16 protein-coding genes and 1 tRNA gene are annotated in these 17893 nt (G+C 49.1%); 10 read left to right on the forward strand and 7 right to left on the reverse strand.

Features of this window, described 5'->3' with window-relative positions; genetic code table 11:
• Positions 1-42: 42 nt before the first annotated feature.
• Together J0A65_RS09395 and J0A65_RS09400 are read right to left on the reverse strand one after the other, a co-directional pair.
• Positions 43-720, reverse strand: a complete 678-nt coding sequence (locus J0A65_RS09395; RefSeq protein WP_206593915.1) for a diguanylate cyclase domain-containing protein — start codon at positions 718-720, stop codon at positions 43-45.
• A gap of 155 nt (positions 721-875) precedes the next feature.
• Positions 876-2504: a M28 family metallopeptidase gene (locus tag J0A65_RS09400; protein ID WP_416135305.1), complete on the reverse strand. Its 1629-nt coding sequence runs from the start codon at positions 2502-2504 to the stop codon at positions 876-878.
• Positions 2505-2577: 73 nt separating this feature from the next.
• Between J0A65_RS09400 and J0A65_RS09405 the strand changes: the two genes are divergently transcribed.
• From J0A65_RS09405 to J0A65_RS09420, 4 genes are all read left to right on the forward strand, one after another.
• Positions 2578-3432, forward strand: a complete 855-nt coding sequence (locus J0A65_RS09405; protein ID WP_206593917.1) for a DUF3025 domain-containing protein — start codon at positions 2578-2580, stop codon at positions 3430-3432.
• A 109-nt stretch (positions 3433-3541) separates the two neighbouring features.
• Positions 3542-4321, forward strand: a complete 780-nt coding sequence (locus J0A65_RS09410) for an ATP-binding cassette domain-containing protein (protein WP_206593918.1) — start codon at positions 3542-3544, stop codon at positions 4319-4321.
• A complete protein-coding gene (locus tag J0A65_RS09415; protein ID WP_206593919.1) occupies positions 4321-5517 on the forward strand; it encodes an ABC transporter permease in 1197 nt (398 codons plus the stop codon). The genes J0A65_RS09410 and J0A65_RS09415 overlap by 1 nt, the downstream gene beginning before the upstream one ends.
• Before the next feature lie 206 nt (positions 5518-5723).
• Positions 5724-7028 (forward strand): diguanylate cyclase domain-containing protein, encoded by a 1305-nt coding sequence (locus J0A65_RS09420; RefSeq protein ID WP_206593920.1) that lies wholly within the window; start codon positions 5724-5726, stop codon positions 7026-7028.
• On the opposite strand, the gene J0A65_RS09425 is transcribed toward J0A65_RS09420, so the two are convergent.
• The 4 genes from J0A65_RS09425 to gloB all read right to left on the reverse strand — a co-directional run bounded on the left by J0A65_RS09425 (position 7023) and on the right by gloB (position 10967).
• On the reverse strand, positions 7023-7943 hold the full coding sequence (locus J0A65_RS09425) for an ion transporter (RefSeq protein ID WP_232849841.1): 921 nt from the start codon (positions 7941-7943) through the stop codon (positions 7023-7025). The two genes, J0A65_RS09420 and J0A65_RS09425, sit on opposite strands and share 6 nt — an antisense overlap.
• An 89-nt stretch (positions 7944-8032) precedes the next feature.
• Positions 8033-8398, reverse strand: a complete 366-nt coding sequence (locus J0A65_RS09430; protein WP_332874323.1) for a four helix bundle protein — start codon at positions 8396-8398, stop codon at positions 8033-8035.
• A 7-nt stretch (positions 8399-8405) separates the two neighbouring features.
• Positions 8406-10064, reverse strand: coding sequence for a lytic transglycosylase (locus J0A65_RS09435; RefSeq protein ID WP_206593923.1), 1659 nt, complete (start codon positions 10062-10064; stop codon positions 8406-8408).
• Positions 10065-10187: 123 nt separating this feature from the next.
• The gene (gloB, locus tag J0A65_RS09440; protein ID WP_232849842.1) at positions 10188-10967 is read right to left on the reverse strand and encodes a hydroxyacylglutathione hydrolase; all 780 of its coding nucleotides are present in this window, start codon (positions 10965-10967) and stop codon (positions 10188-10190) included.
• A gap of 97 nt (positions 10968-11064) precedes the next feature.
• On the opposite strand from gloB, the gene J0A65_RS09445 reads away from it, so the two are divergent.
• Positions 11065-11787, forward strand: coding sequence for a class I SAM-dependent methyltransferase (locus J0A65_RS09445; RefSeq protein WP_206593924.1), 723 nt, complete (start codon positions 11065-11067; stop codon positions 11785-11787).
• Positions 11788-11813: 26 nt separating this feature from the next.
• On the opposite strand, the gene metG is transcribed toward J0A65_RS09445, so the two are convergent.
• On the reverse strand, positions 11814-13844 hold the full coding sequence (metG, locus tag J0A65_RS09450) for a methionine--tRNA ligase (RefSeq protein ID WP_206593925.1): 2031 nt from the start codon (positions 13842-13844) through the stop codon (positions 11814-11816).
• A 108-nt stretch (positions 13845-13952) separates the two neighbouring features.
• Here metG and apbC point away from each other — a divergent pair, with 108 nt between their 5' ends.
• The 5 genes from apbC to J0A65_RS09475 all read left to right on the forward strand — a co-directional run bounded on the left by apbC (position 13953) and on the right by J0A65_RS09475 (position 17887).
• Entirely contained in the window at positions 13953-15017 is a 1065-nt protein-coding gene (gene apbC, locus J0A65_RS09455; RefSeq protein ID WP_206593926.1) for an iron-sulfur cluster carrier protein ApbC, read from the forward strand.
• An 85-nt stretch (positions 15018-15102) separates the two neighbouring features.
• Positions 15103-15696: a dCTP deaminase gene (dcd, locus tag J0A65_RS09460; RefSeq protein ID WP_206593927.1), complete on the forward strand. Its 594-nt coding sequence runs from the start codon at positions 15103-15105 to the stop codon at positions 15694-15696.
• A gap of 127 nt (positions 15697-15823) precedes the next feature.
• Positions 15824-15900 (forward strand) — tRNA-Pro (locus J0A65_RS09465).
• A 453-nt stretch (positions 15901-16353) separates the two neighbouring features.
• Entirely contained in the window at positions 16354-17094 is a 741-nt protein-coding gene (locus J0A65_RS09470) for a hypothetical protein (protein ID WP_206593928.1), read from the forward strand.
• A gap of 19 nt (positions 17095-17113) precedes the next feature.
• Positions 17114-17887, forward strand: a complete 774-nt coding sequence (locus J0A65_RS09475) for a flagellar basal body L-ring protein FlgH (protein ID WP_206593929.1) — start codon at positions 17114-17116, stop codon at positions 17885-17887.
• The last annotated feature ends 6 nt before the right edge of the window (positions 17888-17893 follow it).

A 17893-nucleotide genomic window follows, 5' to 3' on the forward strand; every position in this document is an offset into this window, starting at 1 on the left:
AAAAGGCGCCGGTTAGCCGGCGCCTTTTTTTGTCGAAAAGCATCAGTTCTCCCGGATATATCTGGCATGGGACAGGTATAGTGCATCTTCCAATTGTTCTAACCCCAACTGCAACCTTTCCAGGCTTTCAACTACCACGCTGACACAGATAAAGTGGATATCTGCAGGGGCATCGGGCGTTAGGCTAATATGCAGATTGCTAATGGCTTGTTTTAGTTCTCTGCGCCTGTCATCTGAAATAGCAGGAGCGAAGACCATTAATTGTTCACTACTCCAGTGTCCGGTTAGCTCATTATGTTGGAGCTGGGCGCTGACTTGCTGCATGATTTTTTCCTGTAGTTCATCTCCCATAGACAGGCCATAGTTCATGGTGGCTTGTCGTAGTCCCAAGGCATCAATCATTAACAAGGTCAGGGGGAAGTCAGTGTTTCGCAGCTTTCCAAGCAATAATCTATCCAATGCCCGGCGGTTCGGATAGCCGGTAATGCTGTGGCGAAGGGATTGTTCCTCACTCAGGCGCGAAAGGATTTGCACGTCGTGCCAGCGGCGAAAAGAGTAAAAACACAGCGCCATAATTAAGTAGACGCCGCTGGGGACTAGTTCATCCAATTCCCAGGCTTCATGCTGGCGTGATGCATGGTAAATCATCTCCAGCATGTCGACGTTCCCCATCAGAACAAACACGATAAGGGTAGATAGAACAACAAACAGCAAATCCACAAGAAATCGCCGTCTGATTCGTGCCTTGAGTTTTTCGAGGATCACGACAACTACCTCAATGTCGGTTGTGACAGTCCATCGTTAAAGGAGACAGCGGCCTCATGCCATGTCCTGGGTATAATAGGCCGGTTGTTAGCACAACCGGCGTACTCTGGTTAGTTTTTACGCTGGAATTCGCTGGTGGGTAACCACTTAGGCCAATCCCGGCTGTCGGCGATGTCAAAACCCACTGCAAAGAACATACGCGTGTCTTGCTCAACACCACCAAAGTTCCAGCTTTCACGGAACTGATCACACACCTGATGGTAGCAACCACGGGTAATCACCTGTGTGCGTTTACGGTATTGCGCAGTGTCTTCATCCCAACTGTCAATGCCCCCTTTGGCATACAGGGCCGGTACCCCTTTTTTGGCTAGGCTGAAGTGATCAGAGCGGTAATAGTAGCCAGCTTCGGGCCTGTCTTCCTGGGTTAGATAACGTTCCTGGTCTTTAGCGGCCTTATCCAGATAGTTTTCCAATTCGGATTTGCCTTTACCTACAACAGCCACATCCTTGGTTCGCCCCAAAATGTTCATGGCATCCATATTCAGGTTAGCCACAGTTTTGTTTAGCGGAATAACCGGGTGTTCAGCATAGTAGGCCGAGCCCAGCAGACCTTGCTCCTCAGCGGTAACCGCCAGGAAGGTAATGGAACGCTCTGGTGCTTGTTGGAGTGTGGTAAAGGCTTCCGCCATTTCCAATAATGCGGCGGTACCTGTGGCGTTATCGTGGGCACCGTTATAAATATGATCGCCATTGAGGCTTTCGTCTTTGCCCAGGTGATCCCAGTGCGCAGTGTAAATTACATGCTCATCAGCATGAGTGCGACCGGGTAGGGTAGCGATAACATTGTTACTGGTTGAACGTTTCAGGGTGCTGTTAACTGTCACTGACGTGGTCACACCTAAAGGCTGAGCAATAGGGCCTTGTTGAGCCTTGGCTTTCATGTCAGCGAAGTCCATACCGGCTTCGGCAAATAGTTTCTTGGCGGCATCCAGATCGATCCAACCTTCTACGGCGACGCGACCGGCATTACCATCGGCGCTGGCCAAACTGTATTGTGGGCCGCTCCAGCTGTTACCCACTACAGACCAGCCGTAAGAGGCTGGCTCTGTTTCGTGGATAATCAAGGCGCCAGCGGCGCCCTGGCGACTGGCCTCTTCGTACTTATAGGTCCAGCGTCCATAATAGGTCATGGTTTTACCCTGGAACTTGCCGCTATCCGGATTTTCAAAACCGGGGTCGTTGACCAGGATCACTACGGTTTTACCTTTTACATCCAGGCCCGCATAGTCGTTCCAGTCGTATTCAGGTGCATTGACGCCATAACCAACAAACACCAGTTCGGAGTTGTCCAAAGACACGGTTTCCTGCTCACGCTTGGTAGCGACTACCATGTTTTCTTTGTATTTCAGGGTCTGGCTGCCTAACTTCAGGCTAACGTTGGGGTCAGCAGTAATTTCCAGCAAATTAACCGGCTGCAGGTAGCTGTCGCCGTTGCCGGGCTTGAGGCCCAAACGTTTAAATTCACTGACCAGATAGTCAACGGTTTTCTCTTCGCCAATAGTGGTAGGCAAACGTCCTTCAAATTCGTCAGAGGCCAGGGTTTTGGTATGTTGGGCCAGTTCGGCAGCGGTAATGCTGTCATAGGCTTGTGAAAAATTATTCGTCGTCGTTGAGGTAGATGTACAACCAAGCGCCATAAAAAGTGGTGCAATAGCTACAGCCAATAGGTTTTTTTTCATTATCATCTCGTTTTGCATCACGTAAAATCCGGCCCAAGTATAGGTAAATCCCTGGATCAAGACCAGTCAGCCCATGTTGGACATACGCCCAAAATCCGCTCATTTTGCGACCAGCGGTAAGAAAAATACGACCACTACCAGACGTTTTACCCAGCACCTTCCGCAAGAATGGTCCTCAGACGCATTTTTACGCCCACCATTCTCTTGGTTAGACGATCTATATGCTTTGTGCTGCATCAAAACCTGGCCGGATTTCAATTGGTTAAATGCGGACGCATCCTTGCCTGTGCGCTTTGTGTCGCAGCAGATGCTGGATGAGCAAACGCTTTGTTATGAGTCTTTTATCCATACCTATGAGCAGGTGCCTACCCGCCCTCAAAATTGGCACGACCTGTTTAATGCTCTGATCTGGAAGCAATTTCCGCGCAGTAAAAGCGCACTGAATCGCCTACATATGACGGATATTAATGCGGTTGGTTCCAATCAACGTACACCTAGGCGCAATCGTATTACTCATTTTGATGAATGTGGGGTGTTGATGATTTACTCAACCGAAGAGATCCCTAACCTTCTCAAACAGCATGAGTGGCACGCGGCATTTGTTGATCGCCGCAGTGATTGGGGAACTCGTGTTCAGGCGCTGGTATTTGGCCATGCCAACTATGAAATGTTGCTCAAGCCTTATATTGGATTGACCGGCAAGTGGCTGGGAATCCAGGTGCCAAAAGACTATTTTTCCTGGGACAACAAGCAGCAGCTCGCTTATGTTGATGAAAAACTGGTTGAGCGTCTGGAACAACAAAACTGCCTAGGTGAACGGGGAGCGTTGTGGCCTTTGCCTCTGTTAGGCGTGCCTGGCTGGTGGCCGGACAATGAGCACGCCGCGTTCTATGCTAACCAGAATTACTTCATGCCCAAAAGAAAATGAAAAAAATCTGTTATTAAATTCTACCTTGCCAGACTATTGGTTCTGTGTAGCTGATTTCTAGTTACATTCAGAATAATAAGCACTGAAGAGGGAAGGAGCACAGATAAGTATGATTGAAATTAAGGGGCTGGCCAAAAAGTTTGTGGTCGAGAATGTTAAAAAGCTCAGTGATCAGGAAAAGCAAGACCCCAGGCTGAAGGGACGTTTTTTTCATTCCGTAGAGGATGTGAATTTTAACTGCGATAAAGGCCAGGTATTAGGTTTGCTTGGGCCTAATGGAGCAGGTAAAACCACCACCTTACGCATGTTGTCTACCGCTATTAAGCCCACTGCCGGCAGTGTCAGTATAAATGGGGTGGATATTCTGGCTGAACCTTTGATTGCGCGGCGTAAAATAGGTTTTCTATCCGGTTCCACCGGCCTTTACGGGCGTTTGACCGGCCGTGAGAATATCGAATATTTCGGTAGATTACATGGTGTCAGTGAGTCAGACCTTAAGTACCGAATCGATGAGCTGGCCAACCTTCTGGATATGCAGAGTTTTCTGGACAGACGCAGTGAGAGTTTTTCCACTGGCATGAAACAGAAAACCTCTATTGCCAGGGCGGTGATCCACCAACCTGAGGTGGTAATCCTGGATGAGCCAACCACTGGCCTGGACATTATGGCTACCCAAACCGTGCTGGATTTTATTCGCCGCCTCAAGGCGCAAGGCACACCGGTTATCTTCTCTACTCACCACCTGGATGAAGTAGATGAACTTTGTGACAAGGTGACGGTGATTGACAAAGGCCGTACCTGTTTTGATGGTTCTTTGCAGGACTTTAAAGCTTTGTCTGCCGGCTCAATGCACGAGTCGTTCCTGACCACGATAAAAGGAGCAGCATAATGTGGTTGGTATTTAAAAAAGAATTACTGGAGCTGTTACGCGACCGTAAAACCTTGTTTTTTATGATTGCCTTACCTTTGTTGTTGTTTCCGCTGATTTTTGGTGCCTTCGGCTTTTTTGCCAGCAAGGCGGTGAAAGACGCCGAGACCAAAGTGTTGAAGTACGCCATTGTGGGCAGTGAATATGCCCCGGGACTCAGCGCTTCACTTGCTGAGGCCAGCGACAAGTTTGAACGGGTTGAGGTGGCGGCGGATGCAGACTTTAAACAGCTGATCCGTGATGAAACCATCGACTTTGCCCTTAAGGTACCGAGCAACTATGACCAGCCTGTGTTGGAAGGCGGCCAGGCCACTTTGGTGTTGGTGCTGAATGATGCAGGTCTGAATATGGTGCAATCCCGGATTAAGGAACTGATTGATAGTCAGATTGAGGATAAGCGCCGTCAAGCCTTTGATGCCTTGGCACTAAGTGATTTGCAGCAAGCGGGTTTGCTCAAACCCGTGGTTATTGAAAAAGAAGATGTGGCTGACAGCCGCGAGAACTGGGGTGAGAAAATCGGTGGTTTCCTGCCTTATATTTTGTTTTTGCTTTGTTTGCAGGGCGCTATGTACCCGGCCACCGATATGGGCGCAGGAGAGAAAGAACGGGGCACTCTGGAAACCCTGCTTATCTCGCCCACTGAACGATATAAACTGGTACTGGGTAAATTCCTGACTATTGCCTTTGCTGGTGTGACTTGTGCCCTGATGACCATATTGAGTATGGCGGTGTGGGGTGTGGTACTTAGTCAGGGTATGGCCATTAAAGTGGTGGGTGAGTTTATGAGTGCCATCAGCGTGCTGGATTTCATTCTGATGTTCCTGATGCTGGCACCTATTGCTGCTATTTTTGCTGCTTTGTTGCTCAGCTTGTCTATCTATGCCCGCAGTTTTAAAGAAGCGCAAAGCTATATGGGCAGCCTGATTATGGTGGCTATTTTGCCGATTGTGATGGCCATGATGCCCGGTGTAGACCTCAAAGGCGGCTGGGCCTGGGTGCCCATAACCAATGTGGCGCTGGCCATCAAAGAGCTGATTAAAGGCACTATGGATTATGTGTCGTTGTTTGCGATTTTTGGCTCTACTGTTTTGATCGCTGGCGCCCTGATCGCCTTTTGCGTGTACTGGTTTAATCAGGAAAAAGTCCTGTTTAGATAGCTATTGATGGTATTCAGGTAAGCCCCGCAGAGCTTAGTTCGGTGGGGCTTTTTTGTATGAAATGGGGTTGTCGGCACTGATTGTGTGTTTATGGCACTGCAGCGAAGTAATCTGTGCTGAAGGTTTAACTTTAGCAAGGTTCCACTAGGCAACCTCGGTCCAATACGTCATGCTATAGGCCTGTAGTAGTGGTTTTTTGTGACGACGTGACGCAACACATTCAATCTGTTCTGGCTGGCATACTCGATCAACTGATGGATGCAGTTTGCGTGGTAGACGAGCATGGGCAGTTTCTATTCTTAAGTGCCGCCTGCGAAGAGATCCTGGGTTATCAGCAGCATGAATTGGTGGGTAAACCCATGATCGAGCTGGTACACCCTGCTGATCGGCAGCGCACTTTGACGGCAGCCGGTGAGATTATGGCCGGGCAGCCTAAGCGTCATTTTGAAAACCGCTACATACGCAAAGACGGCAAAGTGATCGATATTATGTGGTCGGCCCGCTGGCTGGAAAAAGAACGGGTACGGGTTGCGGTGGCCCGTGATGTCACCCGCATAAAGCAGGCCGAAAGAGTGAGGGAAGCGGTCTACCGCATTACCGAAACCGCCTATGGCGCGCAGGATTTACAATCCATTTATCAGAGCATTCACCAGATGTTATCCGATTTGCTGGATGGCTGCTGTCTAACCTTGTTGCTTAGAGATCCTATTACTCTTCAGACTGACAGAGTGTTTCAGGCCGATAATTGTCAGCCGGTTCTGGCTGATACACTTCAGACGACGGCATTGTTTGAGGTTATCTCCGGCGAACAGGTTGTGCAGCGCAACTGCCAGCAGCCCGATAATCGCCTATGTTGTGACTGGCTGGGATTACCGCTTCGGACACAAGGACAGGTGATTGGTGCCATGGCGGTTCAACGTTGTCAGGGGGGGCTGGCTCAAGACGAACAACAGTTACTGCAGTTTGTCTGTACCCAGATAGCTGCCACTATTGCACGCAAGCAGGCAGAGGAAAAACTCTTGTACCTGGCCTCCCACGATATTCTGACTAACTTGCCAAACCGTATGCTGTTTATGGATAGATTTGATATGGCACTTAAGCTTGGTGCCAGAAACCAATTGCGTGTGGGTTTGTTATTTGTGGATCTGGATAAGTTTAAGCAGGTAAACGATGCTTATGGCCACGATGTAGGTGACATGCTTTTGGTTGAAACGTCACGACGGCTGGAATGCGCGGTACGTAATACCGATACGGTGGCGCGTATCGGCGGTGACGAATTCACCTTACTTTTGAGTTTCATTAATGACAGTCGGGATGCCGAACTAGTGGTGGAGAAAATTCTTGAAGCCATGGAAGCGCCTTTTGTGCTTGCCGATATACAACTGCAAATCACTGCCAGTATTGGTCTGGCTATCTACCCTGACCATGGGCAAGACAAAGAGACCTTATTACGTGTCGCAGACAGCCTGATGTATCAGGTGAAAAAGAACAGCACGTCGCCACTTTTATAAAGCATCTTTCCAGCGTTGTTTGCCCACATGCTGTTTAAGCAGTTGCAAGCATTCATCCACAACATTTAGCATTTCCTGATCCAGGGCTTGTTCTTGCAGGTTGCTGGCCCCCAGCCCATGTGTCATCAACTGGTCAATTTTAGCCGGCGTGACATCCAACAACAGGTTAGCCAAACTCTGTACCACAATATCGGAGACGGCATTTTCCAACATCTTTTCCACACTCCCTCCCAACACTGGTACTAAGCGCAGACGTGCTACTTGTTGATTGTCGCGTACCGCTTTAGTCACACTATCTTGCACATGCTGGCGTACCACTTCACCGCTTTGTTCATGGTTAAGGGTATGGCCGGAATGCACCAATATGGATGCCAACCACTGGCATAGCACCGGCCTGCGGGTAGCCAGTACCTTATTAATAATATCGTCCAGTAAAGGCGAGCCCTGGCGCAAGTCATCCTGAGCATCAGACAACACCTTGATAACCACTCGGTCACTGACTTCTTCCACAAAAACCTGATAATAAAAACGTAAAAAGCGGTAAGGCGCTGTGTCTTTGATATCAATGATTTTGTATTTCTGTAAGCGGTAGAGAATGGAAAAAATGCGTAAAAAACGCAGAAACCTGGCACCGCCAACCGGGATGCAGCCGACTAAATCGTACCAGTGGATAAAAGGGTAAAAGTACCAGCGCAGGTAGTCTTTACGCTTGATGGCAACCAACCAGCGCAACATAAACTCACTGAGGAATATGCCCACAAACACCAGATCAATCAAAATAAAATTGGCGTGCAGCGGTTGGTACCAGTCAAGCAAGGCGGGAGAGAGCTGATTTAACGATTGTCTCACCATATCGGTGGCATAAAGCGAGTCGAACAAAATCAGCGCCAGGTTAAGGATAAGCAAACCCAGCATAAAAAAGTCCAGTAAAAGCCAGGTACCTTCATGGCTTTCCCGTAAGCGCTTTAGACTGAAATTAAGCATAGTGAGGGAGGAGTTAAATGTTAGGTGTGAGGTGAAGAGGCGTTATTTAGTTTACGTATGAGTCCACCCAGCAGCGCAAATATTACCTCCAGGCGATCCATGTGTGGTTTGGTGTTAGAACAAAAGCCGAGTTTATCTGCAAGCATCAGTTGGGTTTCCAATTCACTCAATGAGCCTCTGGCGATAACCAAAAAATGTTTAAATTCTGAGTTACTCTCTCTGGCTGCGCCCTCGGCAATGTTTGATGGCACAGACACGGCAGCTCTGCGCATCTGCGAAATCAAACCAAATTGTTCCGAACGAGGGAAAGTATTTGTGAGTGCGTAAATCTGTTCAACCAATTCCATGGAGTGCTGCCACACTAGCAAGTCATGATGTTTCCTCACACCTCACTCAGATCCTAGTCACATCCACATGCACTTTTAGCTTCTGGCCTGGTTGCAGATGCTTCTTGGCATTAAGTTGATTCCAGCGGGTGAGATCGTCAACCCCCACTTTAAACTTACCAGCAATACGGGCCAGTGAGTCACCGTTTCTGACCGTGTAAGTGACAGTGCGCATAATGGCATTATCTGACTGGGTGCTGGACACTTTATTTACCCATATCACCAGCTTTTTACCCGGCATTAAAGGGTCGGTGGGCGCCATACCATTCCACTTGGCCAGATTTCGCACATTAACGTCATACTTGCGGCTCAGATCCCACAGGGTATCACCACTTTTAACCTGATGGCTGAGTTGATAGGACGCACGTGGTTTGGATTGTGTTTCTGCCAGGCGCTGTTCGGCTGACAGGCTGTAATAATCCTGGGATTTAAGGGCAACCGGGATCAGCAAATGGTCACCAGCGCGGATCATATTGCCTTTCATCTCGTTGACCTGCTGGATCACGTCTACCGAGGTATGGTACTTCTGCGCCAGCTTGAGCAGGCTGTCACCACTTTTAACCTGATGGCGAACCCAATTGAGGCGCTTGGACTCATCCAGATCATTCAGGGCAATCATAAAGCTGTCGACTTTTTCCAAGGGCAGCAACAACGTATGTGGCCCTTTGGGGTCGGTGGCCCAGCGATTGTAACCAGGATTGAGGGCATGTAACTCTTTAACACTGAGGCCTGCCAAATCAGCGGCCAGTGCTAAATCAATCTGAGAGCCCACATCAACAACGCCGGTTACCTGACGATTCTCAATGGGCAGCCATTTGGCATCCCACTCTTCGGCGTTTTTCAGAATATTGGCCAGTGCCAGTAACTTAGGTACATAGGCGCGGGTTTCGCGAGGCAGATCCAGAGACCAGAAGTCAGTGTTTTTGCCTTTGCGCTTGTTACTTTTGATGGCCCGGGCCACACGGCCTTCACCACTATTGTAAGCAGCCAAAGCATGTAACCAGTCACCGTCAAACATTTTGTTCAGGTAGACCAGGTAATCCATCGCCGCCTGGGTGGATGCCAGAACATCACGACGACCGTCATACCACCAACTTTGGTGCAAACCAAAGCGTTTGCCTGTTTCAGGCACAAACTGCCACATACCGGCGGCGCGGCCATGAGAGTAAGCAAAAGGGTCAAAAGCGCTTTCTACTATGGGGAGGAGGGCCAGTTCCATGGGCAGCTTGCGCTTTTCCAACTCCTCAACAATCAGGAACAAAAAGGGGGCGGCACGTTTACTGACCCTGTCCATGTATTTGGGATGTTTAAGATACCAGTCCTGCTGTACTTTAACCCGTTTGTCATCCGGCACCTGGAAAGCTAACTGGCTGGCAATACGCGACCACAAGTTAGTAATCTGCTGCACTTCTTCTGGGTGATCGATAAGTTCCGGCACGGTCTCGATAGGGTGATTGATCTCATCAACAGGATGCGTAATGGGGATGGTTCCTTCCTGCGCAATCTGGCAGGTTTCGCTGTCGTGCTCAACTTCTTCGCAGGCCTGCATAACCTGGGCGGCAATTTCCAGCTCATTGTTCTGTTGCTCGTCAACCTGAGTTAATTCTTCGGTGGTCATACAACCACTCAGTCCCAACAAAGGAACAATAAAAAGTAATTTTCTCATCGGCGTACCTGATTCTCTCGTTGTTCTGACGCAACCAAGTAATTCCTTGGAATCTTATCGGCCGTCTAGGGTCATTCTGTGAGCTACCGTTTATGGCGGTAGATAATGCTGCCATTGTAAGGCTTAAAAATGATCTTTCCAGCCCCGTAGACCGGCAAATACGTCCTCTGGGGAGTTGGCTTTTATACCCTGGTATTGTTCAACTTGTGAGCGAACCTGTTCACTGTCACAGCGTAAAAAGGGGTTAATGGCTCTTTCAAGGCCAATACTGCTGGGCAGCGTAGGCTTATTACTAAGACGCTGGGCATCCACCCAGACGCTGTAGTCCTTAAGGGCTTGATTATCTGGCTCGGCAGCTAGTGCAAAGCGCAAATTAGCCTGGGTATATTCGTGGGTGCAATAGACCTTAGTATCATCAGGTAGCGTTGCCAATTGGTTCAACGAGGCAAACATTTGCGCAGGGGTTCCTTCAAATAATCGTCCACAGCCACCACTGAACAGCGTATCCCCACAAAACAAACCAACCTGAGGGTGATAAAAGGCGATATGGTCCACCGTGTGGCCGGGTAACAACATCACCTCAAAATCCAGCTCAAGGGCCTTGATAGTGCAGGCGTTATCCGGGCTAACATAATGATTAACTAGCGGTACATGTTGCGATTGCAAGCCATGGATGGTCACATCCGGATAAGCCGTTATCAGGGCTTTTAAGCCGCCGATATGATCAGCATGGTGATGGGTGATCAGAATATCGGTCAGGTGCAGTTGCTGCTTCTGTAAAAAAGCCAGAGCAGGCGCCGCTTCTCCCGGGTCAACCAGCAAGGCTTGCTGCGCTGAATGCACGCACCATATATAGTTATCGGTAAAAGCAGGAATGGCAGAAACACTCAGCATCAACGACATCTCTCATATAAAAATCACAACGGATAACAGCGTAACAGCTATGCAATAAAACTGGTATGCTAGGGGCCTAAGACAGCCAAATAGCCTGACGGTTCCTATGAAGCCGGCTCTGATCAGCAAAAAGCCCCGTTATCCTTCCACCTGGCAAGATTTGCCCAGTGGTTTGCTATTGCAGCAAGTGGTAGCCGAACGTTTGCTGGAGCCCAGCCGACATTGGTTTGGTTACCACTTGCTTAAAGTCGGGCAATTAAGTGCGGCCATTGATTTACCTGACTGCCCCATTAAGCATCAAGTTTCAATACATAATGGTCTGGGCAAAGCGCCGGGAATAACCGCGAAAACCCGCCAGTTACCTGTTATGGAACGCTGTATTGATGCCTGTATTCTGGCCTTTGAGCTGGATTTTGCCCAGGATCCGCATCAGATCCTGCGTGAGGTTAATAGGGTGATGATGCCGGATGGGCATCTGGCCCTGATTGGCTTTAATCCGCTGAGTCTGGCTGGGCTTGCCAAATATATACCGCTGCGTGCCGACAGTCTGCTGCATGATGCCCGTTGCTTTTCCATGATGCGTATTAAAGACTGGATGAACCTGCTGGGCTTTGAAATTGTAGAGGAGCGCTGCCTGCTGCACACCGAACTGCTGTTTGACCGCCAGGTCAATCCTGACAATAAGTTTCAGCAGTGGGCCAGTCACTATTGCCGCTGGTTCGGTTCGGTATACATTCTGATTGGTAAAAAGCGAGAGATTCCGCTTTCTTTGCAAAAGCCCAAGTGGTCACCTAAACCGGCCTTTATTGCCAAGCAGGTCAATATATAAAAAAAGCGCCCTAGGGCGCTTTTTACTTATTTCACTTTCATACCCGGCTGGGCACCTTCGTGCGGCTCTAAGATCCACAGGTCTTTGCCACCTGGGCCTGCTGCCAGCACCATGCCTTCAGATAAGCCAAAGCGCATCTTACGTGGGGCCAGGTTGGCTACCATCACCGTCAGCTTGCCTTCCAGATCTTCCGGCTGATAAGCCGACTTGATCCCGGCAAATACCTGACGGGTTTCGCCGCCCAGATCCAGCTGCAAACGCAATAACTTATCTGCGCCTTCTACATGCTCAGCCTTAGCAATTTTGGCGATACGCAGGTCAACCTTGGCGAAATCATCAAATTCGATAGTGGCAGCAATAGGGTCTTTTGCCAGCGGGCTGTCCGGCGCTGGGCCTGCTGCTTTAGCTTGCAGATTTTCTTTAGAGGCTTCGATCACGGCATTTACCTTGTCGGTTTCTACACGTTGCATCAGTGCTTTAAAGGCATTGATGTTGTGGTCAGTCAGAATACGCTGGGCAGAGGTCCAATCCAACTGGTCATTTAAGAACAGCTCGGCCTGCTCGGCCAGTTTGGGTAGTACCGGCTTCAAGTACACCATCAGGATGCGGAATAAGTTGATCCCCAGTGAACAAATCTGCTGAGTCAGCAGTTGCTTGTCTTCATCCTTAATGGTCACCCAAGGTGCTTGCGCATCAATATATTGGTTGGCTTTATCGGCCAGGGCCATGATTTCGCGGATAGCACGGTTGTACTGGCGCTTTTCATAGGCCTGGGCAATAGACTCACTGGCATTTTGGAACTCGGCAATCAGTGCCGGTTCCGGCAGTTCGGCAGCCAGCTTGCCGTCGAATTTTTTGCTGATAAAGCTGGCGCAGCGGCTGGCGATATTGACAACCTTACCGACCAGATCCGAGTTGACCTTAGTGACAAAGTCCTCGAAATTCAGGTCAATGTCCGTTACCCCTTCGTTCAGTTTGCTGGCGAAGTAGTAACGCAGATACTCAGGGTTTAAATGATCCAGGTAGGTGCGGCCTTTGATAAAGGTGCCGCGGGACTTGGACATTTTGGCGCCGTTGACGGTCACAAAACCATGCACGTTAACACCGGTTGGCTTGCGGAAACCCGCACCTTCCAACATGGCCGGCCAGAACAGGCAATGGAAGTAGGTGATATCCTTGCCGATAAAATGATACAGCTCAGTGTCAGTACCTTTGTTCCAGAAGCTGTCAAAGTCCACACCATTGGCATTACAGTAGTTTTTAAAGCTGGCCATGTAGCCAACCGGCGCATCTACCCATACGTAGAAGTATTTGCCGGGTGCATCGGGAATTTCAAAACCAAAGTAGGGCGCATCACGGCTGATATCCCACTGCTGCAGGCCGTCTTCAAACCACTCTTGCAGTTTGTTGGCCATTTCTTCCTGAATGGCACCGCTTTTCAGCCAGTCTTTGAGCATGCCTTCAAATTGCGGCAGGTCGAAGAAATAGTGCTCGGAGTCTTTCAGCACCGGTGTCGCACCCGAGACCACTGAACGGGGATTCTTCACTTCAGTTGGGCTGTAAGTGGCGCTACAGACATCGCAGCTATCGCCGTTTTGATCTTCGGCGCCGCAGCTCGGGCAGGTGCCTTTGATAAAACGATCCGGCAGGAACATCTGTTTTTCCGGGTCGTATAGCTGGCTGATGGTGCGTTTGCTAATATAGCCGGCATCGTTAAGGCGACGATAAATTAGCTCGGACAGTTCACGGTTTTCCGGCGAGTGAGTGATATAGTAGTTGTCGTACTCCACGTGAAAATCCTGCAGATCCTGATGATGCTCTGCACGGGTTTGCTCCACCATTTGCTCAGGGCTGATACCCAGTTCCTGGGCTTTGAGCATAACCGGGGTGCCGTGGGCATCGTCGGCGCACACGCTGTAGCACTGATGGCCGCGCATTCGCTGAAAACGGGTCCAGATATCCGTTTGAATATGTTCCAGCAGGTGGCCCAGGTGAATGGAGCCATTTGCATAGGGAAGGGCACTGGTAACCAGAATTTTACGTTGCGAATCTGCCATAACCGCCTTAAGAATCGTAATAGAGGGTGGAGTTTGAAAAGAGGCAAATGTTACCCAAATCTGCGCCCTAATCATAGTTCTCTGTAAGTTGTAGCAAGGAGTTCGCCGTTGTTTTTTAAAAAACGCCATGCTGGCACTGATATTTCTTCCTTTGTTGCTTGCGTTGCAGGCTTTTTCTCATTGCCAGAGCAAAAGGTCAGTGGCTGGTTTACGTCTGAAGATGGCGGTTTGGTTCTAACCCTGCCGTTTGCCTGTCAGTCACAGCATCAAGGGCTGAGTCTGGCCCTGCAAAAGCTGGATGGGGGAGATAAAATCCAGATCCGTCAGAACATTGCCTTTGGTGGTGATGCCAAACGCGGTCACAGATCCATTCGAAACTTACTGGCAGTGGCGTCGGGTAAAGGTGGGGTAGGTAAGTCCACCACTACCATTAACCTGGCGCTGGCACTTGCTAGCGAAGGTGCCAGGGTCGGTATTCTGGATGCCGATATTTATGGCCCGTCTATTCCCATTATGCTGGGTAATGCCGGTGAGCATCCCAAGTCTATTGACAACCGCCATATGCAGCCGCTTCAGGCCCATGGGCTGGTGGCTAACAGTATCGGCTATCTGGTGCCAGCCGACGATGCAGCCGTATGGCGCGGCCCCATGGCCAGTAAAGCCTTGCAGCAGTTATTAAATGAAACCTTATGGCCACAGCTTGATTATCTGTTGATTGATATGCCGCCCGGTACCGGTGATATTCAGCTAACCCTGGCGCAGCAGGTGCCGGTATCCGGTGCGCTGGTGGTGACCACCCCACAAAATATTGCCCTGGCCGATGCGCAAAAGGCCATTGCCATGTTTAACAAGGTCAAGGTGCCGGTTTTGGGAGTGCTGGAGAATATGAGCTACCACCAATGCGAGAACTGCGGGCATAAGGAATTTTTGTTTGCCCAGGGCGGTGGCGAGCGCATCAGTGGGCAGAACAAAGTGCCGCTACTTGGGCATATTCCGCTGGATATCCATATTCGTGAATACACTGATGCTGGCAAAGCCCTGATTGTGGATAAGCCACAAAGTGTCATCAGCCAGGCTTATGGGGCGGCTGCCCGGCAACTGGCTAAACAGTTATATATTAGTGGCCAGGATCAGGCGCAGGCCATTGATATCAGCATAAAAGAAGCTGATTAAAAGCATTGAATCTAAGCGGGGGCACAGGAATAATGACGGCCTCACATTTTTGTGCCCCGATTTCACCTGCCAACCGAGAATCACCATGCGTTTATGCGATAAAGACATCAAAACCTGGCTTAATGAAGGCAAGATCCAGATTCAGCCTATGCCTGAGGACAATATGATCAGCGGGGTAACCGTGGATATTCGTCTGGGCAATAAGTTTCGGGTTTTTGAAGATCATGCTGCACCTTATATTGACCTAAGTGGCAAACGCGAAGAAATGGAAGCGGCATTGGAATCGGTGATGAGTGACGAGATTGAAATCGCCGAAGGCAAAGCCTTCTTTTTACATCCGGGTGAACTGGCCCTGGCGGTCACCCTGGAATCGGTAACCTTACCAGCCAACGTGGTAGGCTGGCTGGATGGTCGTTCGTCTTTGGCGCGTTTGGGCCTGATGGTGCATGTGACGGCGCACCGTATTGACCCTGGCTGGTCTGGTAATATCGTGCTGGAGTTTTTTAACAGCGGTAAGCTGCCACTGGCCTTGCGTCCTAATATGAAAATTGGGGCGCTGAGTTTTGAAGTGTTGTCTGATTTTGCGGAGAAACCCTACAACGCCCGTCAGGATGCCAAATACAAAGATCAAAAGGGTGCCACTGCCAGCCGTATCAGCTCCGACAGCAGTCGCAGTTGAGCCAGGGCGCACCGAAAATTGCACAGAGCTTGCCCAAGCTGCACAGATAATCGGCAATCAAACTTTTTTCTGTCATCTGGGCATTGCAAAGCCAGGTAAAATAAGTAAACTTTGCAGCCTCTTCAGTCGGCGTGTAGCGCAGCTTGGTAGCGCACTGTCATGGGGTGTCAGGGGTCGGAGGTTCAAATCCTCTCACGCCGACCATTTTCTCTCTTTCTGATACCCAATAAATTCTTAAATCTTCCTCAGCTTTCAACGAACCTACGACATAAGCGCGCTAGCGATAACTTTTACCTGCGTGTTTACAAGGCATACCATCATTTGGTGAACAGTGGTGGTACTCAAGCCTGAGTCTTTCTTCTTACTCAAGCATTTTCCACTCACTGCTACTCTTTAGTTTTCGAAATAGCCCTTTGGCATTCCCTTATACCTACGAGAGCCGATTAGCCTCACACACTACATGCATTAAAAAAAGCGGCAGTATGTTGCCACCTCAGCGACGTAGGTTTTTGTACTGCGGCAACATTTTTCCACCTTTCTTTTTGATTTTTTTTCAATACGATATCAAGTGGTTATTAATTTGATGTTTATATTTATGGTATTTTAATTGTGGCATGCTTATTTCATATCAAGTGATAATTTAATGTGGAGTATTATATGCCATCAATCAGCCAAGCCCAGTCCGCCATCGCTCAGTTTGCTAATACACAGACAGCTGAGAAACCGAGCGGTTTTGATCAGAACAAATTTTCCCAACTCGTAACGTTGTTGGGTGACCTCGCCCCTCCTCAGGCGACAGGGCACAGGGCCAACGGCACAGAATTGCAAGCGCCAGGGGCGTTTGCCACCGGTGATGATGTGGCAAGCATGCAAGCGTCGCTATTAAGTGCATTAAAACAGTCTGTATTTTCAGCCAACCACAGCGCACCTGAGGCCAGCATGCAAGCGACTGAGCAGGTGGCTAAGACTTATGCAAAGGAGACAGGTAAGCTTGCTGATGATATTAGAGATATTGTCGAAAGAGCCAAGACTTACAGCTTCGGAGAAGACGGTTTTCAGGCGGATGATGTATTCGATACGCTGAACATGTTGCACCATATACCCCTGGTTTCAGACGTTTATCAGCAGGTTACCGAGGATAGCATCAGTGCTGCAGCGTCCGTGGTGGGAAGCTTTATTTTCGCAGGACCACTGGGGGTAGCCTACTCTGCTGCAGATTTAATCGCCAAGGAAGTCACCGGGGACTCGATGTTTAACAACATTGTTCAATTTACCCAAGATGTGTTTTCCGGTGATTCAGACATTGCACAGAAACTTCCAGAAAAATCATCGCCACCGATCGCAAGCGATTTGATTCCATCGCAGCAAAACTTCACAACCAAGTTATCAACCCGATAGGTAGTTAAAGGGGACTGACATGTTCAATTGGCGACCTTTGCCTAAGCGAAACCTATGGGTACTGATTACCTTTGTGCTTCTGAGTGTTGGATGTAAAAACATGCCATCTCCGGAAGAAAAACTTGTTGAACAGTTGCCTACGAATCCGCAGGTACAAGTCGAGGAATTAATATTGGCCGATGACAGACAAACTGCATTGCAAGGAGACCCAAGGTATGTCCCCGTGCGCGACACTGCCGTTGAATCATTTGTGCTTCCCACTGGTTCTTTGTTTAGGGAGGACAGGTATGTTGGGTTGTTTGTGCAAAAAAGACATTATGTTATTGGCGACATGATTCAAGTGTTTCTTGAAGAAGAAACCAGTGCATCCAAGTCACTTGAAATGAAGAAAGACAAGAGCAGCGAAATGTCTGTATTGCCACTCGAAGTTAATGTCGGACCAATCCGGGTGAGTAAAGGGCAACTTAATGTCGAACATGATCAGAGTAGTGCATTTTCCAGTGCATCCCGGGCAAAACAATCCAATTCATTAGACGGAATTGTCAACGTTTTCGTCAGAAAGATTCTGAACAATGGAAATTTGGTGGTCTCCGGTGAAAAGTGGATAAAACTAAACGAGGGGGAAGAGTATGTGCGTATTGCCGGTGAGGTAAGACGCAGTGATATTGATGCAAGCAACCGCGTAAGCTCGCAAAAAATTGGTAATGCGAGGATTGAATACAGTGGTGAAGGCTCCCTGGCGGATAACCAGGCGGAGTCGGTGATCGACCGTATTTTGTCTGTGTTCAACTGAGTGGTT

The organism is Bowmanella yangjiangensis, assembly GCF_017255015.1.
GTDB classification, from domain to species: Bacteria; Pseudomonadota; Gammaproteobacteria; order Enterobacterales; family Alteromonadaceae; genus Bowmanella; species Bowmanella yangjiangensis.

Excerpts from the sequence above, each read along its gene's own strand:
- dcd (WP_206593927.1), top strand. The coding sequence starts at position 15,103 with ATGCGTTTATGCGATAAAGACATCAAAACCTGGCTTAATGAAGGCAAG.
- J0A65_RS09405 (WP_206593917.1), top strand. The coding sequence starts at position 2,578 with ATGTTGGACATACGCCCAAAATCCGCTCATTTTGCGACCAGCGGTAAG.
- J0A65_RS09445 (WP_206593924.1), top strand. The coding sequence starts at position 11,065 with ATGAAGCCGGCTCTGATCAGCAAAAAGCCCCGTTATCCTTCCACCTGG.
- gloB (WP_232849842.1), bottom strand. The coding sequence starts at position 10,967 with ATGTCGTTGATGCTGAGTGTTTCTGCCATTCCTGCTTTTACCGATAAC.
- J0A65_RS09475 (WP_206593929.1), top strand. The coding sequence starts at position 17,114 with ATGTTCAATTGGCGACCTTTGCCTAAGCGAAACCTATGGGTACTGATT.
- J0A65_RS09410 (WP_206593918.1), top strand. The coding sequence starts at position 3,542 with ATGATTGAAATTAAGGGGCTGGCCAAAAAGTTTGTGGTCGAGAATGTT.
- J0A65_RS09415 (WP_206593919.1), top strand. The coding sequence starts at position 4,321 with ATGTGGTTGGTATTTAAAAAAGAATTACTGGAGCTGTTACGCGACCGT.
- J0A65_RS09470 (WP_206593928.1), top strand. The coding sequence starts at position 16,354 with ATGCCATCAATCAGCCAAGCCCAGTCCGCCATCGCTCAGTTTGCTAAT.
- J0A65_RS09400 (WP_416135305.1), bottom strand. The coding sequence starts at position 2,504 with ATGAAAAAAAACCTATTGGCTGTAGCTATTGCACCACTTTTTATGGCG.
- metG (WP_206593925.1), bottom strand. The coding sequence starts at position 13,844 with ATGGCAGATTCGCAACGTAAAATTCTGGTTACCAGTGCCCTTCCCTAT.
- J0A65_RS09435 (WP_206593923.1), bottom strand. The coding sequence starts at position 10,064 with ATGAGAAAATTACTTTTTATTGTTCCTTTGTTGGGACTGAGTGGTTGT.
- J0A65_RS09425 (WP_232849841.1), bottom strand. The coding sequence starts at position 7,943 with ATGCTGGGTTTGCTTATCCTTAACCTGGCGCTGATTTTGTTCGACTCG.